At 60.8% G+C, this 26,153-nt stretch carries 20 protein-coding genes; 6 read left to right on the forward strand and 14 right to left on the reverse strand.

Features of this window, described 5'->3' with window-relative positions; translation table 11 throughout:
* Positions 1-114: 114 nt before the first annotated feature.
* Entirely contained in the window at positions 115-1,248 is a 1,134-nt protein-coding gene (locus SOP85_RS11855) for an AGE family epimerase/isomerase (protein WP_323627040.1), read from the forward strand.
* A 39-nt stretch (positions 1,249-1,287) separates the two neighbouring features.
* Here the strand turns inward: SOP85_RS11855 and SOP85_RS11860 are convergent, their stop codons facing one another.
* The 9 genes from SOP85_RS11860 to amaB form a co-directional block, all read right to left on the reverse strand.
* Entirely contained in the window at positions 1,288-2,193 is a 906-nt protein-coding gene (locus SOP85_RS11860) for a cation diffusion facilitator family transporter (protein WP_323627041.1), read from the reverse strand.
* 170 nt (positions 2,194-2,363) lie between these two features.
* The gene (locus SOP85_RS11865) at positions 2,364-3,134 is read right to left on the reverse strand and encodes an SDR family oxidoreductase (protein ID WP_274076822.1); all 771 of its coding nucleotides are present in this window, start codon (positions 3,132-3,134) and stop codon (positions 2,364-2,366) included.
* Positions 3,135-3,969: 835 nt separating this feature from the next.
* Positions 3,970-4,686 (reverse strand): ABC transporter ATP-binding protein, encoded by a 717-nt coding sequence (locus SOP85_RS11870; protein WP_274076821.1) that lies wholly within the window; start codon positions 4,684-4,686, stop codon positions 3,970-3,972.
* Positions 4,683-5,555 (reverse strand): ABC transporter ATP-binding protein, encoded by an 873-nt coding sequence (locus tag SOP85_RS11875; protein ID WP_274076820.1) that lies wholly within the window; start codon positions 5,553-5,555, stop codon positions 4,683-4,685. The genes SOP85_RS11870 and SOP85_RS11875 overlap by 4 nt, the downstream gene beginning before the upstream one ends.
* Positions 5,552-6,835, reverse strand: a complete 1,284-nt coding sequence (gene livM, locus SOP85_RS11880; RefSeq protein WP_274076819.1) for a high-affinity branched-chain amino acid ABC transporter permease LivM — start codon at positions 6,833-6,835, stop codon at positions 5,552-5,554. The genes SOP85_RS11875 and livM overlap by 4 nt, the downstream gene beginning before the upstream one ends.
* A 3-nt stretch (positions 6,836-6,838) precedes the next feature.
* The gene (locus SOP85_RS11885; RefSeq protein ID WP_046819754.1) at positions 6,839-7,753 is read right to left on the reverse strand and encodes an ABC transporter permease subunit; all 915 of its coding nucleotides are present in this window, start codon (positions 7,751-7,753) and stop codon (positions 6,839-6,841) included.
* Positions 7,754-7,993: 240 nt separating this feature from the next.
* On the reverse strand, positions 7,994-9,127 hold the full coding sequence (locus SOP85_RS11890; protein WP_323627042.1) for a branched-chain amino acid ABC transporter substrate-binding protein: 1,134 nt from the start codon (positions 9,125-9,127) through the stop codon (positions 7,994-7,996).
* A 362-nt stretch (positions 9,128-9,489) separates the two neighbouring features.
* Positions 9,490-10,773, reverse strand: coding sequence for an L-pipecolate oxidase (gene amaA / locus SOP85_RS11895; RefSeq protein ID WP_274076817.1), 1,284 nt, complete (start codon positions 10,771-10,773; stop codon positions 9,490-9,492).
* Between the two features lie 154 nt (positions 10,774-10,927).
* Positions 10,928-12,418: an L-piperidine-6-carboxylate dehydrogenase gene (amaB, locus tag SOP85_RS11900; RefSeq protein ID WP_274076816.1), complete on the reverse strand. Its 1,491-nt coding sequence runs from the start codon at positions 12,416-12,418 to the stop codon at positions 10,928-10,930.
* A gap of 175 nt (positions 12,419-12,593) precedes the next feature.
* On the opposite strand from amaB, the gene SOP85_RS11905 reads away from it, so the two are divergent.
* The 3 genes from SOP85_RS11905 to nadE all read left to right on the forward strand — a co-directional run bounded on the left by SOP85_RS11905 (position 12,594) and on the right by nadE (position 15,735).
* A complete protein-coding gene (locus SOP85_RS11905) occupies positions 12,594-13,496 on the forward strand; it encodes a LysR family transcriptional regulator (RefSeq protein WP_274076815.1) in 903 nt (300 codons plus the stop codon).
* 192 nt (positions 13,497-13,688) lie between these two features.
* The gene (pncB, locus tag SOP85_RS11910) at positions 13,689-14,903 is read left to right on the forward strand and encodes a nicotinate phosphoribosyltransferase (RefSeq protein ID WP_323627043.1); all 1,215 of its coding nucleotides are present in this window, start codon (positions 13,689-13,691) and stop codon (positions 14,901-14,903) included.
* A gap of 4 nt (positions 14,904-14,907) precedes the next feature.
* Positions 14,908-15,735: an ammonia-dependent NAD(+) synthetase gene (gene nadE, locus SOP85_RS11915; RefSeq protein WP_274076813.1), complete on the forward strand. Its 828-nt coding sequence runs from the start codon at positions 14,908-14,910 to the stop codon at positions 15,733-15,735.
* Positions 15,736-15,886: 151 nt separating this feature from the next.
* On the opposite strand, the gene azu is transcribed toward nadE, so the two are convergent.
* On the reverse strand, positions 15,887-16,333 hold the full coding sequence (azu, locus tag SOP85_RS11920; RefSeq protein WP_274076812.1) for an azurin: 447 nt from the start codon (positions 16,331-16,333) through the stop codon (positions 15,887-15,889).
* A gap of 344 nt (positions 16,334-16,677) precedes the next feature.
* Here azu and SOP85_RS11925 point away from each other — a divergent pair, with 344 nt between their 5' ends.
* Positions 16,678-17,265 (forward strand): TIGR00730 family Rossman fold protein, encoded by a 588-nt coding sequence (locus SOP85_RS11925; protein WP_274076811.1) that lies wholly within the window; start codon positions 16,678-16,680, stop codon positions 17,263-17,265.
* 69 nt (positions 17,266-17,334) lie between these two features.
* Entirely contained in the window at positions 17,335-17,514 is a 180-nt protein-coding gene (locus SOP85_RS11930) for a hypothetical protein (RefSeq protein ID WP_046819824.1), read from the forward strand.
* A 78-nt stretch (positions 17,515-17,592) separates the two neighbouring features.
* On the opposite strand, the gene SOP85_RS11935 is transcribed toward SOP85_RS11930, so the two are convergent.
* From SOP85_RS11935 to SOP85_RS11950, 4 genes are all read right to left on the reverse strand, one after another.
* On the reverse strand, positions 17,593-18,480 hold the full coding sequence (locus SOP85_RS11935) for a transglutaminase family protein (RefSeq protein WP_323607455.1): 888 nt from the start codon (positions 18,478-18,480) through the stop codon (positions 17,593-17,595).
* The gene (locus SOP85_RS11940) at positions 18,480-20,966 is read right to left on the reverse strand and encodes a circularly permuted type 2 ATP-grasp protein (RefSeq protein ID WP_323627044.1); all 2,487 of its coding nucleotides are present in this window, start codon (positions 20,964-20,966) and stop codon (positions 18,480-18,482) included. Before SOP85_RS11940 ends, SOP85_RS11935 begins: the two co-directional genes overlap by 1 nt.
* An 88-nt stretch (positions 20,967-21,054) precedes the next feature.
* Entirely contained in the window at positions 21,055-24,330 is a 3,276-nt protein-coding gene (locus SOP85_RS11945) for a transglutaminase family protein (RefSeq protein WP_323627045.1), read from the reverse strand.
* A gap of 382 nt (positions 24,331-24,712) precedes the next feature.
* A partial coding sequence (locus SOP85_RS11950; RefSeq protein WP_323627046.1) for a YgiQ family radical SAM protein occupies positions 24,713-26,153 on the reverse strand: 1,441 nt, incomplete at its 5' end.

The raw sequence follows: 26,153 nt of genomic DNA on the forward strand, positions 1-26,153 counted from the left end.
TACACAGTTCCACTGTGGGAGCGGGCTTGCTCGCGAAGGCGGCCGGACAGACACCACATCCCTCAGGCCTGCTAACATGTCGCGCAATCAACCCTGCCGTGACGACGCCAGCCAATGCCGCCTGTTTCCCGCTCCGCCTCCCAGCCTGAACTGACCGCCCTGTTTGCCTCGGTGCAACAGCACTTCCAGGACGTGATCGTGCCGCTCTGGCAAGGTCCCGGCTGGAATGCCGACATGGCGCTGCCCTATGAGACGCTGGACGCCGAGCACACGCCGCTGCCCCCGCAACGCTACCGGGCCATGGCCTGCGCGCGGCAGTTGTATCTGTTTGCCAGCCTGATCGATCAGGTGCCCGGCGCGCAGGAACGCGCGGCGGCGCTGTTCCGTTCCTTGCAGCGGCACTTCCACGATGCCGAGCACGGGGGCTGGTTCTACAGCATCGACCCCCAGGGCGCGCCGCTGGATCAGCGTAAAGACCTCTACACCCACGCCTTCATTCTGTTCGCCTGCGCCCATTACTGGGACAAAATCCGCGAGCCGCTGGTGGAATCGGTGCTCAACGCCGCCCTGGAAGTGATCGCGCAACGTTTCGCCAGCGGCGACGGCCTCTACGAAGCAAGCCTGGATCGTGACTGGTCATCGCTGAACAGCGGACCGCTGCAGAATCCGCTGATGCACCTGGCTGAAGCTTTTCTAGCCACGCTGGCAGTGCGTGAAGACCTCGCCGTGCAGCAGGCGCTTGTCGACTTATGCACAGGGATGCAGCAGCGTTTTATCGATCCGCAGCACGGCGTGTTGATGGAAAAACCCTTGGGTGCTGTGGATAACTGGTTCGAACCGGGGCATCAGTTCGAGTGGTATTTCCTGCTGGAGTCGTCCGAGTTGCTGCGCGGTTCACCCTTGCACGCTTCGCTGGAGCGCGCCTTTACCTTCACCGAACAACTGGGTGTCGATCCACAGACCGGTGCCGTGCGGGCCATGCTCGACCTGGGGCCGGACGGCGGTTCTCGGGACGCGACGCAGCGAATCTGGGCCCAGGCCGAGTACCTGCGTGCATTGACCCTGCGGCCGGGCAGCGAGGCTGCGGTACTTCGCCAGTTGCAGGCGTTGCAACAGCGCTCGCTGCACGCGGGTGGCTGGTATGAATGCCGGGACGAGCAGGGTGAAGTGAGCCGTCGGGACATGCCGTCGACCACGCCTTATCACTTGGCGACTTGTTACCGTGGGTTGGCTGAGTATCTCGACTGACAGCTAAAAGATCGCAGCCTGCGGCAGCTCCTACAGGATTTACGCGATCCACTTCTTGTCCCCGGTAAAGCTGATGGTCAGCCACCTCGCCGCATCAGGCTTGCCGAGCTTCGCGGAAATTTCCTCTCGCAGCGCATCCAGCTGCACCACGCTGTGCAGCCGGTAATCCGTCGGCAACACGATGTGAATCTCGATAAAACAGGCCCGGCCGTGTTTCTGCACGTAGGAAATGTAGTCGTCGAAACCATGCTCGATCTTTGCCGCCGCCAGCACTTGATTCACCTTGTCGTCCAGCTGATCCGGGGCGATTCCCAGCACATCGCGCAATGCCGGGCCAAGAATCCTGAAGGCCGGCGCGAGCATGCTCAGGGCCAGCAGGATCAGGATCAGCGGATCGACATAAACCGCCCACTCGGCGTAACCCTGGGTTTTGAGCAACAGCGCGGCGAGAAAGCTCACCAGCAAGCCTGCCGACAGCATCGCGTCTACCAGCCAGCTGATGTTGTCGAATTGCAGCAGCGTTGATTTCAGTTTTCGATTGCGATGGCGCACGTAGAAGAAATAGGCGAACTCAACGATGGTAAACACCGCCGCGTAGACGATCACCAGCCCAAGCTCGATCTCGCGGCCACCATTGATGATGCCGAACACACCGTTGAGAAACGCGTAGATGGCGATCAGCAACAGGAAGCTGCCTTCGATCAGCAGCACCATGGGTTCCAGATGCCAGAAACCAAACTGGAAGCGCTGGTTGCTTTCCTTGGCGATCAACTTCGCGGTGATCAGCATCAGCACCTTGATAAAGGTCGCGATCAGCGAGAAGAAACCATCGAACAGGATGGATTGGGCGCCTGAGACAACGCCGGTGACGATACCGGCGATCGCCACGGCCAGCATCAGGAAGGTCGATTGCTTGAGCAGCGCCTGCTCGCCTCGGTTGCTCACATGGTCTCCTCGAACCTTTGAGCCGCAGGGTGCGGCGGGGTGTTGGGTGAGGAGTCTAGCTGATGTCCGGCGCTGTCTGTTTCGCCCCCTTCGCGAGCAAGCCCGCTCCCACAGGGTTAGGCGCAATACCTGTGGGAGCGAGCTTGCTCGCGATTGGCCATAACGCGGTCTTACGCCTTGCCACCACTGCGATCAATCGCAAACCCGGCCCAGGTCTGGCTCACCGGCATCAGCTCCAGGCTGTTGATGTTGATATGCGCTGGCGCATTGAGGACCCAGAAAATGGTGTCGGCAATGTCTTGTGGCTGGATCGGTTCGGCACCGGCGTAGGTGGCGTTGTAGCGCTCTTGGTCTCCGGCGAAACGCACCAGGGAGAACTCGCTCTCACACAGCCCCGGTTCGATGTTGCTGACCCGCACGCCGGTTCCCTGAAGGTCGCAGCGCAGGTTCAGGGAGAACTGTTTGACGAACGCCTTGCTCGCGCCATACACATGGCTGCCCGGGTAAGGGTAGTTGCCGGCGATGGATCCCAGGTTGACGATGCCGGCGCCACGGCCATGGGCGATCAGGCGCGGCAGCAGCAGACGCGTGCTGTACATCAGTCCTTTGATGTTGGTATCGACCATGGTGTCCCAATCGTCCAGGTCGCACTTGGGCGCCGGGTCGACACCCAGGGCCAGGCCTGCGTTGTTGATAAGTCCGCGCAGCTTGGCGAAGGACGGCGGCAGGTTGGCAATGGCTTCCTCCATGGCCTTGCGGTCGCGCACATCGAGCACCAGGCCATGCACCTCGGTCTGCTTCGACAACTCGGCGCACAGGGCGTTGAGGCGCTCTTCACGACGCCCCGTCAGCACCAGTTTCCAGCCGGCTTCGGCAAAACGTCGGGCACAGGCTTCACCAAAACCGGAAGTCGCGCCGGTGATAAACAGGGTGTTGGACATGGTGTTCTCCTTGCTACGGCTGATCGGCAGCCATTGGAATAGAAAATCAGCAGGCAGCATGCCCGGCCTTGCGCACAGCGGCAACCTGCGTGCTATCTGTACAAAAAACGAGCAAAGCTTGCAACGCCTTGCCGGCCGTGGCCTGCAGACATGTGCGCGCACGTTATCCACAAGCCGGTCCACAGTCTCTGGGGGCAAGTGGAAAAGCTGAAAGCCGCTATCCACAAGGCTTTGCGGGCTGATTTGAAACTTTTTTGCTTGACCCACATTGGCCTGCTGTGCAGCCAGGGGTCAATTTCCCGACCGGGCGGTCAAGCCTACGGTGGCGCCAAGCCAGTAACCACGGCCCTCAGCCGAGTCTTTCCAGAGTTTAACCACAGACTTATCCACAGGCTTGTTCACTGCATTGCGCCACACTTTCCTCACCAAGAAAAAGGTTGACAAAGCCGCCTTGAAGGCCAGAAAAAATGCCTGGTCAAAAAACAACCATAGCGCTGCAAGCCACGTATTCAAAGGCGTTCAGCCAGCTACTCCCACGTTATTCACAGCCAGTTCCACAGCAAACGGGGACAAGTCAAAACCGTGACAAAACAACTATTTGCAGCGGCTTTATGTCGCGCTTTCGGAGGTCCTCAATTTTGTTTTCCACAATTTCCCTTTACCTCACACCGCCGCTCTTGTAGGAGCTGCCGAAGGCTGCGATCTTTTGATCTTGATCTTTAAAAACAAGATCAAAAGATCGCAGCCTCGTTCCACGAGACAGCTCCTACAGAATTTGCGCGGGCGAAAAAAAACGCCCTGGTTTCGTCAGGGCGTTTTTATTGGACGCTAAGGCCTAGTGCCCGCCGAGATACGCGTTACGCACATCCTCATTGACCAACAGCTCCTTGCCGGTACCGGTCATGCGAATCTCGCCATTGACCATCACATAGGCCCGGTCCGACAGCCGCAGCGCGTGGTTGGCGTTCTGCTCGACCAGGAAAATGGTCATGCCGGTCTTGGCCAGTTCCCGCAGGGTCGCGAAGATCTGCTTGACCACGATGGGTGCCAGCCCGAGGCTCGGCTCATCGAGCAAGAGCAATTTCGGCCGGCTCATCAGGGCCCGGGCGATGGCCAGCATCTGCTGCTCGCCACCGGACATGGTCATCGCACGCTGGGTGCGCCGCTCTTCGAGCCGCGGGAACAGCTGGAACATGCGCTGCATGTCTTCCTTGGCGTACTTGTCACCGATAGGGATGGTGCCCATCAGCAGGTTTTCCTCGACGGTCATGTCGGGGAACACCCGCCGCCCTTCCGGCGACTGTGCGATGCCGTTGGAGGCGATGTAGTGCGATGATTTGTGGGTGATGTCCACGCCCTGGTAGAGGATCTGCCCGTCCGCCGCCCGCGGCTGACCGAAGATCGACATCAGCAGGGTCGACTTGCCGGCACCATTGGAGCCGATCAGGCTGACGGTTTCCCCTTCGTTGATGTGCAGCGAGACGTTCTTCAGGGCCTGGATCGGCCCGTAGAACACATCCAGGTCCTTGAGTTCGAGGATGGGTTGGCTCATACCACCTCCTCTTCATCGGCGCCGAGGTAGGCGGCAATCACTTTCGGGTCGTTGCGGATGTCGTCGGGACCGCCCTCGGCGATGACGACGCCGTGGTCCAGCACCACGATGTGGTCGGAAATACTCATTACCATGCCCATGTCGTGTTCGATCAGCACCACGGTCAGATCGTGCTCGTCGCGCAGCAGCCGGATCATCGCGCTCAGCGCTTCGGTTTCCTGAGGGTTGAGGCCGGCGGCCGGTTCGTCGAGGCAGATGATCTGCGGACGGGTGCACATGGCCCGGGCGATTTCCAGGCGGCGTTGCTGGCCGTAGGACAGTTCACCGGCCAGGCGGTTGGCGCAGTCCACCAGGTCCACCACTTCCAGCCAGTAGAAGGCGTGGTCCAGCGCATCGCTTTCGGCCTTGCGGTAGCCCTTGGTATTGAGGATGCCGGCCAGCATGTTGCGGTTGACCCACATGTGCTGGGCCACCAGCAGGTTTTCCAGCACCGACATTTCCTTGAACAGGCGAATGTTCTGGAACGTCCGCGCCAGGCCCGCCCGGTTCACCAGGTGGGTGCCGCCGAACATTTTGTAGCGCAGCCGGGTGATGAAGTTTTTTGGCGAGACGAAATCGGTGGGCTTGAACGATTCGCCCAGCAACTGGATGACGTTGGTCCGCTGCCCGCGTACGTTGAGTTCGATCTTGCCGCCCGAGGCCTTGTAGAACCCGGTCAGGCAGTTGAATACCGTGGTCTTGCCGGCACCGTTGGGGCCGATCAGGGCGAAGATCGAGTTGCGCTTGACCTTCAGGCTCACATCATTCAACGCCTTGATGCCGCCGAAGTGCATCATCAACTTCTCTACGGAGAGTACGACTTCGCTCATGGCGCTACTCCTTTACGCGGGGTCACACCGGTACGGCTGATCCGAATCAGGCCACGCGGTCTCCAGATCATCATCAACACCATCAGGATGCCGAACAGCAGCACGCGGTATTCGGCGAAGCCACGCAGCAGTTCCGGGGCCACGGTCAGGACGAAGGCCGCAATGACGACGCCTATGGTCGAACCCATGCCGCCGAGGACCACAATGGCGAGGATCAGGGCCGATTCGAAGAAGGTGAACGAGGTCGGGTTGACGAAGCCCTGGTAGGTGGCGAAGAACACGCCGGCCAGGCCCGCCGTCGATGCGCCGATGGTGAAGGCCGAGAGCTTGACCAGCACGTGGTTCAGGCCCATGGAGCGGCAGGCGATTTCGTCTTCACGCAGGGCTTCCCAGGCGCGACCAACCGGCATCTTGACCAGACGATGCTTGATGTACAGCACGGCCAGTACCACCAGGAACAACACTGCGTAGATGAAGTAGTACTTCACGTCCGGGTTGTAGGCGATGCCGAAGAACTCATGGAACGGCACGCCGCCATCCTTGGCGCGCTTGCCGAATTCCAGGCCGAAGAAGGTCGGCAGGGGTGCCGGCATGCCGTTCGGGCCGCCGGTCAGGGACAGCCAGTTGTTGAGGATCAACCGGATGATTTCACCAAAACCCAGGGTCACGATCGCCAGGTAGTCACCGTGCAGGCGCAGTACCGGGAAACCGAGGATGCAACCAGCCAGCCCGGCGGCGATCGCCGCCAGCGGCAGCACCGTCCAGAAGCCCAACCCCAGGTACTGATAACCGAGCGCCAGGCCGTAGGCACCGATGGCGTAGAACGCCACGTAACCCAGGTCGAGCAGGCCGGCCAGGCCGACCACGATGTTCAGCCCCAGGCCCAGCAGCACGTAGATCAGCCCGAGGATGACCACGCCCAGCAGGTAGGAGTTGGAGAAAAACGGGAACACCACGGCGAGGACGATCATCAGCGGGATGATCCAGCGCAACCGCGACTTGTAGTCGGGTGCCAGTACATGCACCCCGGAACCGGTGCTTTCAAAACCTTCGAGGATGCTCAAGCCCTTGGGGGTCTGCAGGAACATGCTCAAGGCAAAACGACCGGCCATGACGATGGCGACAATCCACGCCACGCGGCTGGTTTCCAGATTGAAGCCATAGCCATCGAGGACAACCCCGACAATCGGCCCGAACACGATCAGGGCGATCAGGCCGGCAAGAATCGCGTCAACCAGACTTTTCTTGAGATCAATGGTTTTTTTAGTGGTTGAGGACATCGCTTACACCTTCGACACAAGAGGACGGCCGAGCAGGCCTTGGGGCCGAAAGACCAGAACGAGAACCAGCAGCGAGAAGCTGAAAACGTCTTTGTAGTCCGAGTTCACCAGGCCCGAGAACAGCGACTCGGAAATCCCGAGGATGATCCCGCCGAGCATGGCGCCTGGCAGTGAACCAATGCCGCCGAGCACTGCGGCGGTGAACGCCTTGATGCCGATGATGAAGCCGGCATAGAAGTCGAACGTGCCGTAGTTCATGGTGATCAGCACGCCGGCCAGGGCTGCCATCGCTGCACCGATGATGAACACATAGGAAATCACTCGGTCGGTGTTGATCCCCAGGATCGAAGCCATCTTGCGGTCTTGCTGGGTCGCACGGCACATGCGGCCGAGCTTGGTGTACTTGATGATGTAGGTCAGCGCGGCCATCCCGACAAACGCGGCGACCAGAATGAACACCTTGGTGTAGGTCAACTGCACAAAACCTGTGCCGACCTCGACACGCCAGGCCCCCGTGAGCAACGTGGGAACGCCCTGTTGCTTGGCGCCCTGGGCGATCTGCGCATAGTTTTGCAGGATCAGCGAGATACCGATGGCGCTGATCAGCGGTGCCAGTCGGGTGGAGTTACGCAGGGGTTTGTAGGCGACGCGCTCGATGACCCAGCCATACACCGCCGTGACGACGATGGTGAAGATCAGGGTGCCGAGCATCAGCAGAGGGAAGGATTCAATCCCGAAATATGCCAGCAGAGCCAGACTGATTGCCGCGAGGTAAGCGGAAATCATGTAAACCTCGCCGTGGGCGAAGTTGATCATGCCGATGATGCCATAGACCATTGTGTAGCCGATGGCGATCAGGCCATAGACCGACCCGAGGGTGAGGCCGTTGACCAGTTGCTGCAGGAAAATACCATCCATAACGCAATCTCACGCAATGAGAACCTGCACATGTGGCTGTGCGGTTCCTCTAAGGAAAATACAGATTTACGTCGGAGCAATGTCAATCACGATCAGGCTGGAGACCACGTCCCCCTGTAGGAGCTGGCTTGCCAGCGAAAGCAGTGTTCCAGCCTACATTGATGTCGACTGAACGGGCGCCTTCGCGGGCAAGCCCGCTCCTACAAAGGATCAGTGGGGTTCAGCTGATCGGGTCAGCCCTTACTTCTGTTTTTCCAGCTGGTGGTATTTGCCATCCTTGTCCCACTGGTAAACCACGTAGTCGGAGACTTTCAGGTCGCCCTTGCTGTCCCAGGACTTATCGCCCATGACGGTCTTGACCGTGTTCTTCTTCAGCCACGCAGCCGCTTCTTCGCCCTTGTTGGACTTGGCGCCGTTGAAGGCCGCCGCGAGGGTCTGGACCGAAGCGTAGGCGTACAGGGTGTAGCCTTCAGGCTCGGTACCGGCCTTGCGGAAGGCGTCTACCACGGTCTTGCTGTCTGGCAGCAGGCGTGGGTCGGCACCGAAGGTCATCAGCACGCCGTCGACGAATTGCGGACCGCCAGCGGTGGTCACCAGCTCGTCGGTCACGATGCCGTCGTCGGACATGAACTTGACGTCTTTCAGGCCTTGTTCACGCAGTTGGCGAACCAGAGGACCGGCTTCCGGGTGCAGGCCACCGAAGTAGACGACGTCGGCGCCGGCACCGCGGATCTTGGTCACGATGGTGCTGAAGTCTTTCTCGCCACGGGTCAGGCCTTCGTACAGCACTGGCGTTACGCCGCGCTTGACCAGCTGGGCCTTGGTGGCATCAGCCAGGCCTTGGCCGTAGGTGTCCTTGTCGTGCAGCACGACAACCTTCTTGCCCTTGAGCACGTCGACGATGTAGTCGCCGGCCACGATGCCTTGCTGGTCGTCACGACCGCACATGCGGAACATGGCGCTCAGGCCGCGTTCGGTTACCTGTGGGTTGGTGGAGCCTGGAGTGATTGCGATGATGCCTGCTTCGTCGTAGATCTCGGAAGCCGGGATGGTCGACGAGGAGCAGAAGTGACCGACCACGCCGGCGACTTTCTGGTTGGTCAGGTCTTTGGCGACCGTCACAGCCTGTTTAGGTTCGCAGGCGTCATCGCCCTTGACCAGTACGATTTTTTCCCCGTTGACGCCGCCCGCTGCGTTCACCGCATCGGCTGCTGCCTGTGCACCCTTCATGTACTGCTCGCCAAATGCCGCGTTGGCGCCCGTCATGGGTCCCGCTACGCCGATCTTGATGTCGGCCTGAGCAAACGCAGAAACACCCAACGCAGCTGCCACTGCGAGGGCCAGAAAACCTTTCTTGTAAAACGTCTGGGACATGAGGTGGTGCTCCATGGTTTTTTTAATTGGCACTGCGACTTCACTGACTGCTCAGAGCAAGGGCCGTGCCATCGGTTTTTTATTCTGAAAAAAGTCGCTGCTTTATTATTATTTCGACTGTCTCGGGCCCATTTTCATTGGGCGTGCAACCGTCTAAACCGCGGAAGGTAAAACCATTATTTTTTTGAGGCGCAACCCGCCTGCGCCATCATTGCAACCGCGGCACTAAACGACGTGCAACCAGCCTGTAACAACGTGCGTCACCGAAGTGCACACTACCGGTGCGGGACTGCTACAACCCGCACCATTACAGGCTAGCTGCTGATCGAAAAAGCGCCGCTTTCGACTACAAAAATCAACATTCAGATCACGATCCGCAAGCACTGGCCCGCGTGATACAGCGAAAATCCCGCCTCGTACAGACAGCTGCGCAACCCCACCCCGGCCAATGGCTGCATGGGCGCGAAGGGAATCGGTAGCGCTTGAGGATTTCCGTTACACAAGTAATCGGCAAAGGCCTTGCCGACCACCGTCCCCGTGGTCACGCCCCGGCCGTTGTAACCGGTGACTGCCACTAAACCGGGCGCCGGTTCGAACAGGCGCATCAGATGATCGGGGGTAAAGGCGATGCAACCGGTCCAGGTGCACTCCCATTCCACCGGTTTGAGGTAGGGGAAGTAATGCTGCTGCACCCGATCGGCCCAGGCCTTGAGAAACCAGGCCGGCTTCTGGTTGCCATTGCCGAGACTGCCGAGCAGCAGGCGCCCGTCTTTGTCCCGGCGGATACTGCTGAGCACCTGGCGGGTGTCCCAGGACCCCTGGCCACCGGGCAGGATTTGTTGCGCGGCGTCTTCGGTCAGAGGCACCGAGGCCACCTGATAGTAATAACCGGGGAAGAAATTGCGCCGCAACTCGGTCCAGTCGCCTTCGGTGTAGGCGTTGGAAGCGATCACCACCTGCTCGGCCAGGACCGAACCCTGCGCGGTTTGCACTGACCAGCGCTGTCCCTGGCGTTCGAGGCGGGTGACCGGGGAATGATCGAACAACTGACCGCCCAGGCCGATGGCCGCCTTGGCCAATCCCGTTGTGTAGGCCATTGGGTTGAGCGTGCCGGCACGGCGATCGAGCAATGCCGCGGCAATTTTTTTGGTCCCCGTCGCTTGCTCGCAAGCTTGCCCGGTCAGCAGCTCGACGGGCGCGCCACGGCGTTTCCATTGTTCTTCACGACTGCGCAAGTCAGCTTCGCCACGGGCGTTGTGCGCCATGTGCAGCGTGCCTTCGCGGCGCAATTGGCAATCGATGTTGTACTTGTCCACAAGGCTGAACACCAGGGATGGCGCCGCCCCCAGCATGCGGTTGAGCTGGCTGCCCACCGCTTCGCCAAACCCGGCTTCGATCTCGTCCGGTGGAATCCACATACCGGCATTGACCAGCCCGACGTTGCGCCCCGAGCCGCCATGCCCGGCGCGATGGGCTTCGAGCACACACACTGTCTTGCCCTGTTCCAGCAGATGCACCGCCGCCGACAGCCCGGTAAAACCGGCGCCTATGACGCAGACATCGACTTTCACTTCACCCTTGAGCGCCGTATTGTCGGGCCTTTGTGGCGTCAATTTTTCCCACAGACACTCTTCGCGTAACGGCATTGCCAGACTCCAACAGAAACCTAACCAACACACAAATCAGTGTGGGAGCGGGCTTGCTCGCGAAAGCGGTATGTCAGCCACCAATAATGTCGACTGACAGATTGCATTCGCGAGCAAGCCCGCTCCCACAGGGGATCATTGTTTGACTCGAGATTCAGTCAAACGTAATACCCTGCGCCAACGGCAACTCCAGCGAATAGTTCACGGTATTGGTCTGCCGGCGCATGTACCCGCGCCAAGCATCCGAGCCCGACTCACGACCACCACCGGTCTCTTTCTCGCCACCAAAGGCACCACCGATTTCCGCCCCGCTCGGGCCGATGTTGACGTTGGCGATGCCGCAGTCACTGCCCACTGCCGACATGAACTGCTCGGCTTCACGCACGTCGGTGGTGAAGATGCACGACGACAGGCCTTGCGGCACGGCGTTGTTCAAGCGAAGGGCTTCGTTGAAATCGCTGTAGCCGACCACGTACAGGATCGGTGCGAAGGTTTCATGGCAGACCACATCGCTCTGCTCCGGCATTTCGACGATGGCCGGCGAAACGTAGTAGGCATTGGGGAATTTGTCTTCCAGCTGACGCTTGCCGCCGAACACCCGGCCGCCTTCGCTCAGTGCCTGCTCCAGCGCGTCCTGCATGTTGTCGAAGCTTTGCTTGTCGATCAGCGGACCGATCAGGTTACCTTCCAGCGGATGGCCGATGCGCACCTTGGAGTAGGCGGCCTTGAGGCGGGTGACGATTTCTTCTTTCACCGACTCGTGGGCGATCAGGCGACGCAGGGTGGTGCAGCGCTGGCCGGCAGTGCCGACGGCGCTGAACAGAATCGCGCGAACGGCCATGTCCAGATCGGCGCTTGGGCCGAGGATCATCGCGTTGTTGCCGCCCAATTCGAGGATGCTGCGAGCGAAACGCGCAGCGATTTTCGGCGCCACTTCACGGCCCATGCGGGTGCTGCCGGTGGCGCTGACCAGTGCGACACGCGGGTCATCGACCAGGGCTTCGCCGGCATCGCGGCCGCCAATGATGACCTGGCTCAGACCCGCCGGCGCATCGCTGAAGTTCTTCAGCACGCGGTCGAACAGCGCCTGGCAGGCCAGTGCGGTCAGCGGAGTCTTTTCCGACGGTTTCCAGATCACCGGGTTGCCGCAAACCAGCGCCAGGGCAGCGTTCCAAGCCCAGACCGCAACCGGGAAGTTGAAGGCGCTGATCACGCCGACGACGCCCAGCGGGTGCCAGGTTTCACGCATGTGGTGGCCAGGACGCTCGGAGGCGATGGTCAAGCCGTACAGTTGACGGGACAGGCCGACGGCGAAGTCGCAGATGTCGATCATTTCCTGAACTTCACCCAGGCCTTCCTGGGTGATCTTGCCCGCTTCCCAGGACACCAGCTCGCCGAGATCGGCCTTGTATTCGCGCAGGATGTCACCCAGTTGACGCACCAGCTCGCCGCGACGCGGTGCCGGCACCTTGCGCCACAGTTCGAATGCATGATCTGCACGACTGATGTGCTGCTCGACTTCAGCGGCACCTTCCCAGTTGACGGTGGCAAGGGTGCTGCCATCGATCGGTGAATGCACCGGCACCTTGCCGTTCTGGTACAGGGCCGGATTTACACCAAGACGATCAAGCAATGCGGCAACCATGGGTCACTCCTCAAGCAAAAAACGGAACGTGTGCAGCCGCCGAATCACGACTGATCAGACCTGTAGTTTTAGCGCTCCCGAGGTTACTCAACAAACGACCATTAAGAGAGATATCATTCCGTTTATTCATGCTGTGCATTGCTGGCAATAAAGAGACAAGCAAAAAGGATCGCCCATGCTGAACAAACGCTATTTGCCCTCGATCGCTGCGCTGCAGTGTTTCGAGGCCGTGACCCGCCACCTGAGCTTCACCCGGGCCGCGGAAGAGCTGAACCTGACCCAGAGCGCCGTCAGTAAACAGGTGGCGCAACTGGAAGAGCTGTTGCAGCACCTGCTGTTTCGCCGGGTTCGCCGACGCCTGCAAATGACGCCAGCCGGTGATCTGTACCTGGTGGAAGTACGAAAAATCCTCACCCAGGTTGAGATGTCGACCCATTACCTGCGTTCCTACGGCGGTGAAACCGAAGTCCTGCGCGTCTCCACACCCTCGACCTTCGGCGCTCGCTGGCTGGTGCCTCGCCTCAAGGGTTGGCGCCTGCGTCATCCGTCGATCCACCTGGACCTGTGCAACGAACAGGAAGCCGACGACCTGCTGCAAGGGCGCAGCGACCTGGCGTTCTACTTCGGCCAGGGTTCACGCCCCGGTACCGAATGCCTGAAACTGTTCAGCGAAGAGCTGGTGCCCGTGTGTGCGCCAGGCAGCCTGCCCGACACGCCGTTCACCGACCCGACGCAACTCACCGACCTGGTCCTGCTGCAAAACGCCTCCCGCCCCCAGGCCTGGCACGACTGGTTTGACAGCCAGGGCTACCACACCGAACACAGCTACCACGGCCCGCGTTTTGAAACTTTCTATATGTGCATCCGCGCGGCGCAGGTCGGCTGCGGGGTAGCGCTGCTGCCACGGTTTCTGGTGGAAGAGGAACTGGCCGACGGCAAACTGGTCATTCCCTGGCAGCATGCAATGCCCAGCACCGACGCCTACTACCTGGCGTATCCCGAACATTCGGCGGAAGTGCCCAAGGTGCGCGATTTCGTGAAGTGGATGCTGGAGCAGGTTGATAGCCCGGAAATTTAGCGTTGCACGCCATCCCTGTGGGAGCGAGCTTGCTCGCGATGACGTCATTACATTCAACACTTTAATTGACTGTCAGTCCGCTATCGCGAGCAAGCTCGCTCCCACTGGGATCCGATGCAGACTAAAAAATTACTGGCAATCCCTATCATCGTTATGCGCCACTAGCCTTATTCCATGTGGAGAACCCCCGTTATGAGCGAGAGTGTGTTTGCCGATCGCATCGTGCAGAACCTGCTCGACACCGACTTCTACAAACTGACGATGATGCAGGCGGTGCTGCACAACTACCCGAACGTAGAAGTCGAATGGGAGTTTCGTTGCCGTAACAGCGAGGATTTGCGCCCCTATCTGGCGGAGATCCGTTTCCAGATCGAACGGCTGGCCGAGCTGAGCCTGAGCGCCGACCAATTGGGTTTTCTGGAGCACATCAGCTTCCTCAAGCCGGACTTCCTGCGTTTTCTCGGGCTGTTTCGCTTCAACCTGCGCTACCTCCACACCGGTATCGAAAACGGTGAACTGTTCATCCGCCTGCGTGGCCCGTGGTTGCATGTGATCCTCTTCGAAGTGCCAATATTGGCGATCGTCAGCGAAGTGCGTAACCGCTATCGCTATCGGGAAATCGTCCTGGAGCAGGCCCGCGAGCAGCTCTATCGCAAGTTCGACTGGCTGACCGCCAACGCCAGCGGCGACGAATTGTCCGAGTTTCAGGTAGCCGACTTCGGCACGCGCCGGCGCTTTTCGTACCGGGTGCAGGAAGAGGTTGTGAACGTGCTCAAGCACGACTTCCCCGGGCGTTTCGTCGGCACCAGCAACGTGCACCTGTCCCGGGAGCTGGACATGAAGCCGCTGGGCACAATGGCCCACGAATGGATCATGGCCCACCAGCAACTCGGCCCGCGGCTGATCGACAGCCAGATTGCCGCCCTCGATTGCTGGGTCCGCGAATACCGCGGCCTGCTGGGGATCGCCCTGACCGACTGCATTACCCTCGATGCCTTCCTCGGCGACTTCGACCTGTTTTTCGCCAAGCTCTTCGACGGTTTGCGCCACGATTCCGGTGATCCGGTGCTCTGGGCGGAAAAGGCCATTGCGCACTACCACAGGCTCGGCATCGACCCGATGAGCAAGACCCTGACCTTCTCCGACAGCCTGACGCTGCCAAGGGCACTGGAAATATTCCGCGCGCTGCGGGGTCGTATCAATGTCAGCTTCGGCATCGGCACCAACCTGACCTGTGACATTCCAGGTGTCGAACCCATGAGCATCGTGCTTAAAATGACCGCCTGCAACGGCGCGCCGGTGGCAAAGATCTCCGACGAGCCCGGCAAGACTCACTGCAAAGACCCGAATTTCGTCGCCTATTTGCGACACGTTTTCCAAGTTCCTGCCCCCTCTAGCAAGGAGTGAATTCATGCAAGCCGTACAGCGTGAGATTGCTGAACAGCTCAAGGTACAACCGCCGTTCGCCGACGAAGCCGCCCTCGAAGCGGAAGTCGCAAGGCGGATTACCTTCATCCAGGATTGCCTGGTCAATTCCGGGCTCAAGACCCTGGTGCTGGGCATCAGTGGCGGTGTCGACTCACTGACCGCCGGCCTGCTGGCCCAACGCGCCATGCGTGAACTGCGCGAGCGTAGCGGTGACGACAGTTACAAGTTCATCGCCGTGCGCCTGCCGTACGAAACCCAGTTCGATGAACATGACGCCCAGGCCTCGGTGGACTTCATCAAACCGGACGAGCGCCACACGGTGAACATCGGCCCGGCAGTCAAATCCCTGGCCAACGAAGTCGCGGCGTTCGAAGGCAAGCACGCGGTGTCGGTGGATTTCGTGCTCGGCAACACCAAGGCGCGCATGCGCATGGTCGCCCAGTACACCATCGCTGGCGCAGCCCATGGCCTGGTGATCGGCACCGACCACGCGGCGGAAGCGGTGATGGGTTTCTTCACCAAATTCGGTGACGGTGCCTGCGACTTGGCACCTTTGAGCGGCCTGGTGAAAAACCAGGTCCGCGCCATCGCCCGCAGCTTCGGTGCGCCGGAATCGCTGGTGGAGAAAATCCCGACGGCCGACCTCGAAGACCTGTCACCGGGCAAACCAGATGAAGCGTCCCATGGCGTGACCTATGCCGAGATTGACGCCTTCCTGCACGGTGAGCCGGTGCGTGAGGAAGCGTTCAAGATCATCGTCGATACGTACAACAAGACTCATCACAAGCGGGTGATGCCGTTTGCGCCGTAAGCTGCCGACACCTGTAGGAGCTGTCGAGTGAAACGAGGCTGCGATCTTTTGACTTTGTTCAAGAGCAAGATCAAAAGATCGCAGCCTTCGGCAGCTCCTACAAGTACAAAAAAAGCGTCCCAGGTGGACGCTTTTTTTGTACGCATTTCGATTACTTCAGGGTAACCGTACCTTTCATCATCGAGATGTGGCCTGGGAACGAGCAGAAGAAACCGTATTTTTCATTGGCATCGAGCTTCGACACATCGAAGGTCACAGAATCGGTTTCCTTGGCGCCGATGACCTTGGTGTGGGCGATAACGCGCGCGTCACCTTCCTTCAGGTAGTTCTTGTCGATGCCCGCGCTCAGGCCGTCGGTGGCGATCGGCTGCATGTCGGCTTCTTTGCTCAACACCCAGTTATGGCCCATGACGTTCTTCGGCAGGTTGCCGGAGTGAGTCAGCTTGACGGTAAAGGTCTTGCAGCTCTTGTCGATTTCCATGGCCTTGGTGCTGAAGGACATTTGATCGGTGGAATCAATGGTGGTCTCGCACTCGGCAGCCATCAATTGGCTGCTGGCCAGTGTCAGCAGGGATACCGCAACAAGTTTGGCAAACATGGTGAATCTCCAAGGCAGGGTGAATGAAAAATGCGAATGAACAGAAGACTGCCTGAAAACTTCGCAAGTTCCTATGACCTGAAGCAAAAATTGTATACAACTTTCGGGCTATGAGACCGATCGAGACAATCTACCAGCCAGGTGTCTGCCCCGGCCCTATCATCAGACCGTCCTCATCTGTCGGAGCGTCTGTCATGTCCATCAACAGCCTGTTGTGCAGCTTGCTCGCCGCCTATGCCTGCGGTGCCAGCGGAACCTGCGAAACGCCCAGGCGCGAAGTTTAGCCCTTGGAGCGCAGCGCGCCTGCCTTTACTCTGTGGCCCTGATCGACCCTGGAGTAAAGCATGTCTTTAGCATCCGTTTGTGTTTTCTGCGGCGCCAGCACTGGCACCAACCCGGCTTATCGTGAAGCAGCCGTGGCCCTCGGCCAGGCACTGGCCGAACGCAAGCTGACCCTGGTCTACGGCGGTGGCGCCGTGGGACTGATGGGCATTGTTGCCGACGCGGCATTGGCGGCCGGCGGCGAAGTGATCGGCATCATCCCGCAGAGTCTCAAGGACAAGGAAATCGGCCACAGCGGCCTGACCCGCCTGGAAGTGGTCGACGGTATGCATGCGCGCAAGGCGCGGATGGCCGAACTCAGCGATGCCTTCATCGCTCTGCCCGGCGGCCTGGGCACCCTGGAAGAATTGTTCGAAGTCTGGACCTGGGGCCAATTGGGCTACCACGGCAAACCGCTGGGTTTGCTGGAAGTGAATGGTTTCTACAGCAAACTCACCGGTTTTCTCGATCACATCGTCGGCGAAGGCTTCGTTCGCGCAGCACACCGTGACATGCTGCAGGTGAGCGAATCGCCGCAGACGCTGCTCGACGCCCTCGATCGCTGGCAGCCGACTGTACCGCCCAAGTGGGTCGAGCAAAAACCCGACTAACGACTTGGCACCGATACAGGGCAGAATACGCGCCGCTCAAACCTCACCTTCGACCCCAGAGGATCGCCCATGGCCAAACCCAATTACTCCTTCGCCAAACGTCAGAGAGACCTGGCCAAGGAACAGAAGAAAGAGGAAAAACTTCAGCGCAAGAAAGCAATGGCTGACGAAGCGGCACTGAACCCTGACGGTGAAGTCGCGGCAGATGACGATGTTGACGCACCGAAAGATCAGGCGCCAGACGCCTGAGTCCCTCCGGGCCGGATGATCTGATCAGGCCCACGGATCTGTGACCGGGGTTGGCAGCTTTGCTGTTGACCCCCGCTCCTACAATGGCATCACTGTGACGCGGACTTCCGGATCATGGTTGCCGCCCCCCAGGATGACCCCACGCAACGGCGACACATCGGAGAAATCCCGGCCCCAGGCCAGGGTGATGTGCTCCAGCGCCGGTTGCACATTGTTGGTCGGATCGAAATCCACCCATCCCGACACCGGGCAATACACCGACACCCAGGCATGGGAAGCATCGGCACCGATCAATCGCGGTTGGCCGGGTGGTGGCTGGGTCAGCAGGTAGCCGCTGATATAACGCGCGGCCAATCCACGGGAGCGCACGCAAGCGAGCATCAGGTGCGCGAAGTCCTGGCACACCCCACGCCGGCGTTCCAGCACTTCCACCAAAGGTGTCGCGACCTGCGTCGCTTCGGCATCGAAAGTAAACTCGCTGAAGATTTTCTCCATCAAGGCCTGGACGCCGAGCAACAGCGGCCTTCCTGCCGGAAAGCAGCTCTCGGAAAACTCGACGAAGTTGCGCTTCAGATGCACATAAGGGGATTCGAACCGGTAACGGCAGGCTTCGAGCATTTCGGGCGCAAGCGGCTGGCTGCTGTAGGTCAGCGCGCTGCGGGTGGCTTCCCACGCTGGAGACCGATTGAAGTCGACCACGGGGCGGGGCAGCACTTCGATCGTCAGGCTGGCGTTGACCAGCAGTTCATCATGGGGACGTTCGAACGCCAGGCGGGTCAGCGGATTGCCGAACACATCCAGTTCATCGCGGCGCGACGTCGGGTCCGGGCTGATCTGCAGTTGCTGATCGGAGCAATGCTGCCACGCACAAGGCCTGGGCCACAGATGCGCCAGCTGCTGGGCCAGGGACACCGGGCTGTCGTAGTGATAATGGGTATCGTGGAAAATCTGGTAGCGAGCGCTCATCAGACGGACACCGTGCGCTGGCTGACATCATCAACGTGGGCAAAGTGACGCAAGGCCAGGCGATCCGAAACCTGCCCGCTGGCATCGGCGATTTCTTGCAGCAGATCGGCCAGCCCTTCGATGGCGGCGCGCACGCTGGTGGCGCCAAACAACGGGTTCTCCAGGCAGGCCAGGTCGAAACGCGCCAGACGCTCCACCAACTGCGCCAGGCCCGCCTCGCGAGGGGTACCAAAATCGTCGCACAGGTGCTTGAGCGTGCGGGTCACCAATTTCAACTGGAACAGTACCGCATGCGGGTTTTGCTCATCGAGCAACAACAGGTCGAGCACCGGGATCAACTGCGCCACCGCGAGGTACCGCGAACGATAGGTGATGCTGCTGTTGCCCAGCTCCAGCAACCATTCCAGCCCCGCCTGATCGAAAGCCCCGGCGCCTCGCAGGAACGCCGCCAGGCTGCCACTGAGAAACTGCAGGCGCTCGATGCGCCGGCCGATCATCAGGAATCGCCAGCCCTCGTCCCGGGTCATGTCGTCCAGGGCAAAACCGGACAGCGCCGCCAGGGACATCACCAGCCGGTTGAGGAAGTCCAGCAGCTCACCGAAGTCCGGCTCCTCGGTCTCGAGTTCCATCGCTTCGCGTTGCAACTCCACCAGCGCCTGCCAGTTTTCCCGCGAGAGCTTGCCCCGCACCTGAGAGGCCGCCCATTGCAAACGCTGCAGGTTGGAACGCAGGCTGAACGGCCAGTCAGCGCCGAGTATCGCGGCCAGCAACCGTTCGGGCAGTTCACCTTCATCGGGTAGCAGGTTCAGTCGCTCGCCAAGATCAACCGCGGCGTCCAGGGCCTGTGGGTCATCGCCGTCGACATACCGCGCCAGCATGATGCGCAGCAACCGTGCACTGTCATCGCAGCGTTCGCAGTAGCGGCCGAACCAGAACAGGTTTTCCACGACCCGCGAGGGCAGATACGGATCGCGACGCACCAGATCATGCACGCCGATGTTGCGTTGGGTTTTCCACTGTTCGCCGCTGGGTGGGCGATTCCCCAGCACCCAGGTGTCTTTGCTTGCACCGCCCCGCTGCATCGACACCACTTCGGCATCCGCCTCGGCGGCCACACGGGTCAAACCACCGGGCAACACCCGATAACCTTCGTGACTGGCCACCGCATACACACGCATGCCGATGGCCCGGGGTTGCAATTGGCCGTCCTCGGCCTGCCAGACAGGCGCCTGCGACAGCTGGGCAAGTTCTTGCGCAACATAGGCATAAGGGCGCGCCTGCATGCGCTCGGAGAGCTCATCGCGCTGTAATTCACTCAAATCCCTACCAAACACCGGTGCAAAGCTCTGGGACGGAAAGGCTGGCTTTATCAGCAGTTCCGGCAGTTTTTCCAGGGCCTGGGCCAGCACCGGTGCTTCACCGCACCACCAGGTGGCAATGGACGGCAGGATCAGCTCTTCACCAAACAGGAACTGATTGATCTTCGGCAGGAAACCCAGCAATCCCGGCGACTCCAACACCCCACTGCCGAGGGCGTTGGCCACCAGCACCCGCCCCTGCCGCACGGCCTCAAGCAGACCCGGTACGCCCAGGGCGGAGTCGGTGCGCAATTCCAGCGGGTCGCAGAAGTCGTCATCGAGCCGGCGCATGATCGCGTGGACCCGACGCAGGCCGCTCAGGGTCTTCAGGTAGACCGTGGCATCACGCACGGTCAGGTCGCCGCCCTCCACCAGCGGATAGCCGAGCTGCCGCGCCAGGTACAGGTGTTCGAAATAGCTTTCGTTGAAACGCCCCGGCGTCAGCAGGACCACCAGGGGCGCCTCTTCATCGCTGGGCGCCTGGCGAGCCAGGGTCTCCTGGAGGGTACGGAAAAATCCGGCCAGATGCTGCACCTTCAAGTCACGGTACAACTCGGGAAAGGCCCGGGACACGATAGTGCGGTTTTCCAGGGCGTAGCCAGCTCCGGACGGCGCCTGAGTGCGGTCCGCCGTTACCCACCAGCGGCCATCGGGCGTACGCGCCAGATCCACGGCGTACAGATGTAAAAAGGCGCCGTCAGGCGGCTGGATGCCCTGACAGGGCCAGAGGAAATTGTTGTGGCCAAAGACCAGCTCGGCCGGCAGCAGCCCCTCGGCGATCAAGCGTTGCGGGCCATAGAGATCGGCCAGCACGGCATTGAGCAAGCGCGCACGCTGGGCGATGCCGGCGGACAATTGCTCCCACTCATCGGCGGCAATCACATGGGGCAGCAAGTCCAGCTCCCAGGGTCGATCGGCGCCCTTGGGATCGGCATAGACATTATAGGTGACGCCGTTTTCCTGGATCTGCCGGGCCAGCAGCGCCTGACGCTGCACCAACTGCGCGGGCGTGCTGCGCTGCAACTGGTCGAACAGCCGACGCCAGTGCGGCCGTACGGCCCCGCTGTCGTCGAGCAATTCGTGATAGGTGCCCGCCGTCAGCGGGTAGCGGTCTAGCAGGTCTGGCATGGAAAGCTCGGCAGACAGCAATGATCGGTCAGACTAACGCACGCTCATGACACCCGGATAGACGAAAAATCCGGGCGTCGCGTACGAATTAGAAACGTCGCAAATCGAGTGTCATCGGCAGCTCGTCGTTAATTTCCATATTCGGTATCGGAAGTTTCCCCGGCGTGTGTCCGATACGGAAAAAACGCGCCATTCGCCGACTCTCGGCTTCATTGGCGTTGACGGGCAAGGTCTCGTAATTGCGCCCGCCCGGATGGGCGACGTGGTACTGGCAACCGCCCAGCGAACGGCCCATCCAGGTGTCGAGCAGGTCGAACACCAGCGGCGCATGGACCGGGATGGTCGGCTGCAGACAGTTGGCCGGTTGCCAGGCACGGAAGCGCACCCCGGCGACGAACTCGCCGACCCGCCCGGTGGGCTGCAACGGCACAGGTATGCCGTTGCAGGTCAGCAGGTAGCGTTGCGGCGGCAGTCCGCTGAGCTTGACCTGCAGGCGCTCCAGGGACGAGTCCACGTAACGCACCGTGCCACCGACCGCGCCCTCCTCGCCCAGCACATGCCACGGCTCAAGGGCCTGGCGCAGTTCCAGCTCGATGCCATTGACGGCGTAGTCGCCGACCTTGGGAAAGCGGAATTGCAGGTGCGCCGCAAACCACTCGGCCCGCACCTGATAACCGGCGGCATTGAGGTCGACGATAACATCGGCGAAATCCTGTTCGATAAAGTGCGGCAACAGGAACCGGTCGTGCAGCTCCGTGCCCCAGCGCGCCAGTTTCGGCGGCGCATAAGGCTCGCGCCAGAACCGTGCGACCAACGCCCGCAGCAATAGCTGCTGGGCCAGGCTCATGCGCGCATGGGGCGGCATTTCAAAGGCCCGCAACTCCAGCAAGCCCAGGCGACCGGTCGCGCCATCCGGCGAATAAAGTTTGTCGATGCAGAACTCGGCGCGATGGGTATTGCCGGTCACGTCGATCAACAGGTTGCGCAGCAATCGATCCACCAGCCAGGGCGCGCACTCCTCGCCCACCTCGGGCATCTGGGCGAAGGCAATTTCCAGTTCATACAAGGCGTCGTTGCGTGCTTCGTCGATACGCGGGGCCTGGGAGGTGGGCCCGATGAACAGCCCGGAAAACAGGTAGGACAGCGACGGATGGTTATGCCAGTAGCTGATCAGGCTGCGCAACAAATCCGGACGCCGCAGAAACGGTGAGTCAGCCGGTGTCGCGCCCCCCAGTACGAAGTGGTTACCCCCACCGGTGCCGGTATGCCGGCCGTCGATCATGAATTTCTCGGTGGTGAGTCGGGTCTGGCGCGCTTCCTCATATAGAAACTCGGTGCGTTCAACCAGTTCGTCCCAGGTCGCCGAAGGCTGCACGTTGACTTCGATCACGCCCGGATCAGGGGTGATGCGAAAGTTGCTCAGGCGCGGATCGCTCGGCGGCTCGTAACCTTCCAGCAACACCGGGCAATGCAGCTCCTCGGCGGTGGCTTCGATGGCTGCGACGAGTTCCAGATAGTCTTCGACCCGCTCCAGCGGCGGCAGGAACAGGTACAACCGGCCTTCCCGCGCTTCGGCGCAGAACGCGGTGCGGGTCAGCCAGTCGGCGGACTCATCGATCTTCGGTGGCCGATCTTCAATCAGCGCCGCCGTGCCCTGGCGCTGCAGTTGCCCGGTGTCAGGCAGCGGCGGGAAATCCTGGTTCGGATCGTTGGGGTGAATGAACGGATACTCCGCCGCCTTCACCCACGGTTGTGAGCCCAGTGGCAGGCGATACCCCAGCGGCGAGTCGCCCGGCACCAGGCGGCAGTGCTCGTCACGCAGATACCAGCGCCCGCTTTGCCATTGATCGCCCTTGGCGGTGCGCGCGAGCGGCAGGACCTGGCCAATCACCTTGTCCAGGCCCTGGCTGAAGACTTTGCGCAACCGCGCGCGCTCCAGGGGCTCCTCGAGTCGCGAGTCTTCGGCGCTGACGTTCTGCGGCAAAGTGCCTTCGCGCCAGAGGTAATAGAAATTGTCTTCGTAGGCGGGAAACACAAAGCGTGTCGGAATTTTTAACCGCTCGGCGACACTCGCCAGGAAACGCCCGGCCAGTTCGCCATTGGCGCCATAATCCTGCTGCTCGTCGGCGATCAGCGCGCTGTTGTGCCAGATCGGCACACCGTCGCGGCGCCAATAGCAATTGAGCGACCAGCGTGGCAGTTGCTCGCCGGGGTACCATTTGCCCTGGCCGAAATGCACCAGGCCTTGCGGGGCATAACGTTTACGCATGCGCTGGAACAGTTCGGCGGACAGCTGGCGCTTGGTCGGCCCCAGTGCCGCGGTGTTCCACTCGGCGCCGTCCGGGTCATCGATGGACACGAACGTCGGCTCACCGCCCATGGTCAGGCGCACATCGCCCGCCAGCAGGTCGGCGTCGATCTGCCGGCCAAGGGCCTGGATCGCCTGCCACTGCTCTTCGGTGTAAGGCTTGGTGACCCGCGGAGCTTCCCAGATCCGTTCCACCGACATTTCGTGGCTGAATTCGCACTCGCAGGGCTCCACCAAGCCACTGATCGGTGCCGCAGAGGACGGATCGGGACTACAGGCCAATGGTATGTGTCCTTCACCGGCAAACAGCCCCGAGGTCGCATCCAGGCCGATCCAGCCGGCACCGGGCAGATACACCTCGCACCAGGCGTGCAGGTCGGTGAAATCCACGTCGGTCCCCGAGGGGCCATCGAGGCTTTTCAGGTCGGCGGTCAGTTGAATCAGGTAACCCGACACAAAACGCGCGGCCAGCCCCAGGTTGCGCAGCAGTTGTACCAGCAGCCATGCCGAATCGCGGCAGGAGCCGGAAGCCTGCTCCAGGGTGTGCTCGGGCGTTTGCACTCCCGGCTCCATGCGGATCAGGTAGTTGATGTCTTCGCTCAGGCGCTGGTTGAGCGCGACGAGGAAATCCACGGCCGGCAAAGGTGTGCGGTCGATGCCGTCCAGGTAGGCCTGGAACTTTGGCGTCAGGGGCAGGGTTTCCAGGTACGGGGCCAATTCCTTGCGCTCGTCGCTGGCGTAGGCGAATGGGATCTTTTCGGCGTAGGGCTCGAGGAAAAAGTCGAACGGATTGAACACCGCCATTTCCGCCAGCAGATCGACTTCGATGCGTAGCTCGTCGGTTTTCTCAGGGAACACCAACCGCGCCAGGTAATTACCCTGTGGGTCCTGCTGCCAGTTGATGAAATGCTGTTCGGGCGAGACTTTCAGCGCATAGGAGAGTATCCGCGTGCGACTGTGGGCGGCCGGACGCAGGCGAACAATCTGCGGACCCAGCTCGACAGCGCGGTCATAGCGATAATGTGTGACGTGATGCAATGCGACATGAATCGACACGGCGTGCCTCCTGCGAGCCCTAAGCGTATTGGAAAGCGCGCAAGACTTATGCCATCGCGCAGTGCTGGCGCTTTCTCCCGTTGCAGGAGGCAGTACAGCACCAAAATCGGGCGATGCGGGAAATTGGTTTGAGAGAGTTGCACGTAAATGTGGCGATCAGGGCAGTCATACTGCTTCAGCGTTGGCTGTACCGGCCTCTTCGCGAGCAAGCCCGCTCCCACAGTGGTTGAGCTTGCCTGCGATTATGTGTTCGCAACAGAACCTGTGGGAGCGGGCTTGCTCGCGAAGAGGCCAGTCGCCCCGACACATTTCAGGGATCAGTGCAGTACGCAATGCAAAACGCCAACCCGAAGGTTGGCGTTTTGTTCAACTCAAACGCGGCTTAGCGCGGCACAACCGGCTTGCGCGCAGGCTTGGGCCCTTTGCCTTTGGCCGCTTCCTTGCGCTCCTTGGCCGCCTGCTGGTTGCGGGCGAATGCCGCCGCCTTGGCTTGCTCACGCTTGTCCCACGGGTTGCCGCCATCGCTGGCGCGTGGTGGCAGACCGGTGTGCTGGGTCAGGATCTTGGTGGTCTTTTCCCCTGCAACCTTGTGGCTGCCGGCCGGCGTCGAGTTCTTGCGACGGGCGCTCTGGTAGCTGTCGGTGGACGGCTGGTGCAGCGGGATCAACTGGTTCTTGCCCGGCCCGATCAGGTCGGCGCGGCCCATGCGGGTCAATGCTTCACGCAGCATCGGCCAGCCCTTCGGGTCGTGATAACGCAGGAACGCCTTGTGCAGACGGCGCTGCTCTTCGCTCTTGACGATGGTCACCGCGTCGCTCTTGTAGGTAACCTTGCGCAGCGGGTTCTTGCCCGAGTGGTACATCGCGGTGGCGGTGGCCATCGGCGACGGATAGAACGCCTGCACCTGGTCGGCACGGAAACCGTTGCCCTTGAGCCACAGCGCCAGGTTCATCATGTCTTCGTCGGTGGTGCCCGGATGGGCAGCGATGAAGTACGGAATCAGGTACTGCTCCTTGCCTGCTTCCTTGGAGTACTTCTCGAACATGCGCTTGAACTTGTCATAGCTGCCGATGCCCGGTTTCATCATCTGGTTGAGCGGACCTTCCTCGGTGTGTTCCGGGGCGATCTTCAGGTAACCACCGACGTGGTGGGTCACCAGCTCTTTAACGTATTCCGGCGACTCGACCGCGAGGTCATAGCGCAGGCCGGAGGCAATCAGGATCTTCTTCACACCTGGCAATTCACGGGCGCTGCGGTACAGCTTGATCAGGGCAGAGTGGTCGGTGTTCAGGTTCGGGCAGATGCCAGGGAACACGCACGATGGCTTGCGGCACGCGGATTCGATTTCCGGGGTCTTGCAGGCGATGCGATACATGTTCGCGGTCGGGCCGCCCAGGTCGGAAATCACGCCGGTAAAACCGGGGACCTTGTCGCGAATTTCTTCGATCTCGCGAATGATCGATTCGTGGGAACGGTTCTGGATGATCCGGCCTTCGTGCTCGGTGATCGAGCAGAAGGTGCAGCCACCGAAGCAGCCACGCATGATGTTCACCGAGAAACGGATCATGTCGTAGGCCGGGATTTTCTCCTTGCCGTACGCCGGGTGCGGAATACGGGCGTAAGGCATGCCGAACACGTAGTCCATTTCTTCAGTGGTCATCGGAATCGGTGGCGGGTTGAACCAGACATCGACTTCGCCATGCTTCTGGACCAGGGCACGGGCGTTGCCCGGGTTGGTTTCCAGGTGCAGCACGCGGTTGGCGTGGGCGTAGAGCACCGCGTCGTTGCGGACCTTTTCCACCGACGGCAGGCGGATCACCGTC

Source organism: Pseudomonas sp. YuFO20, from assembly GCF_035064975.1.
Taxonomy (GTDB): domain Bacteria; phylum Pseudomonadota; class Gammaproteobacteria; order Pseudomonadales; family Pseudomonadaceae; genus Aquipseudomonas; species Aquipseudomonas putida_AE.

What these genes read in the sequence shown, in the direction of transcription:
- azu (WP_274076812.1), bottom strand. Translation starts at nt 16,333, where the DNA reads ATGTTTGCCAAACTTGTTGCGGTATCCCTGCTGACACTGGCCAGCAGC.
- SOP85_RS11905 (WP_274076815.1), top strand. Translation starts at nt 12,594, where the DNA reads ATGCTGAACAAACGCTATTTGCCCTCGATCGCTGCGCTGCAGTGTTTC.
- SOP85_RS11865 (WP_274076822.1), bottom strand. Translation starts at nt 3,134, where the DNA reads ATGTCCAACACCCTGTTTATCACCGGCGCGACTTCCGGTTTTGGTGAA.
- SOP85_RS11870 (WP_274076821.1), bottom strand. Translation starts at nt 4,686, where the DNA reads ATGAGCCAACCCATCCTCGAACTCAAGGACCTGGATGTGTTCTACGGG.
- SOP85_RS11940 (WP_323627044.1), bottom strand. Translation starts at nt 20,966, where the DNA reads ATGCCAGACCTGCTAGACCGCTACCCGCTGACGGCGGGCACCTATCAC.
- amaA (WP_274076817.1), bottom strand. Translation starts at nt 10,773, where the DNA reads ATGCCGTTACGCGAAGAGTGTCTGTGGGAAAAATTGACGCCACAAAGG.
- livM (WP_274076819.1), bottom strand. Translation starts at nt 6,835, where the DNA reads ATGTCCTCAACCACTAAAAAAACCATTGATCTCAAGAAAAGTCTGGTT.
- SOP85_RS11925 (WP_274076811.1), top strand. Translation starts at nt 16,678, where the DNA reads ATGTCTTTAGCATCCGTTTGTGTTTTCTGCGGCGCCAGCACTGGCACC.
- SOP85_RS11885 (WP_046819754.1), bottom strand. Translation starts at nt 7,753, where the DNA reads ATGGATGGTATTTTCCTGCAGCAACTGGTCAACGGCCTCACCCTCGGG.
- SOP85_RS11890 (WP_323627042.1), bottom strand. Translation starts at nt 9,127, where the DNA reads ATGTCCCAGACGTTTTACAAGAAAGGTTTTCTGGCCCTCGCAGTGGCA.
- SOP85_RS11930 (WP_046819824.1), top strand. Translation starts at nt 17,335, where the DNA reads ATGGCCAAACCCAATTACTCCTTCGCCAAACGTCAGAGAGACCTGGCC.
- SOP85_RS11875 (WP_274076820.1), bottom strand. Translation starts at nt 5,555, where the DNA reads ATGAGCGAAGTCGTACTCTCCGTAGAGAAGTTGATGATGCACTTCGGC.
- pncB (WP_323627043.1), top strand. Translation starts at nt 13,689, where the DNA reads ATGAGCGAGAGTGTGTTTGCCGATCGCATCGTGCAGAACCTGCTCGAC.
- SOP85_RS11855 (WP_323627040.1), top strand. Translation starts at nt 115, where the DNA reads ATGCCGCCTGTTTCCCGCTCCGCCTCCCAGCCTGAACTGACCGCCCTG.
- amaB (WP_274076816.1), bottom strand. Translation starts at nt 12,418, where the DNA reads ATGGTTGCCGCATTGCTTGATCGTCTTGGTGTAAATCCGGCCCTGTAC.
- nadE (WP_274076813.1), top strand. Translation starts at nt 14,908, where the DNA reads ATGCAAGCCGTACAGCGTGAGATTGCTGAACAGCTCAAGGTACAACCG.
- SOP85_RS11935 (WP_323607455.1), bottom strand. Translation starts at nt 18,480, where the DNA reads ATGAGCGCTCGCTACCAGATTTTCCACGATACCCATTATCACTACGAC.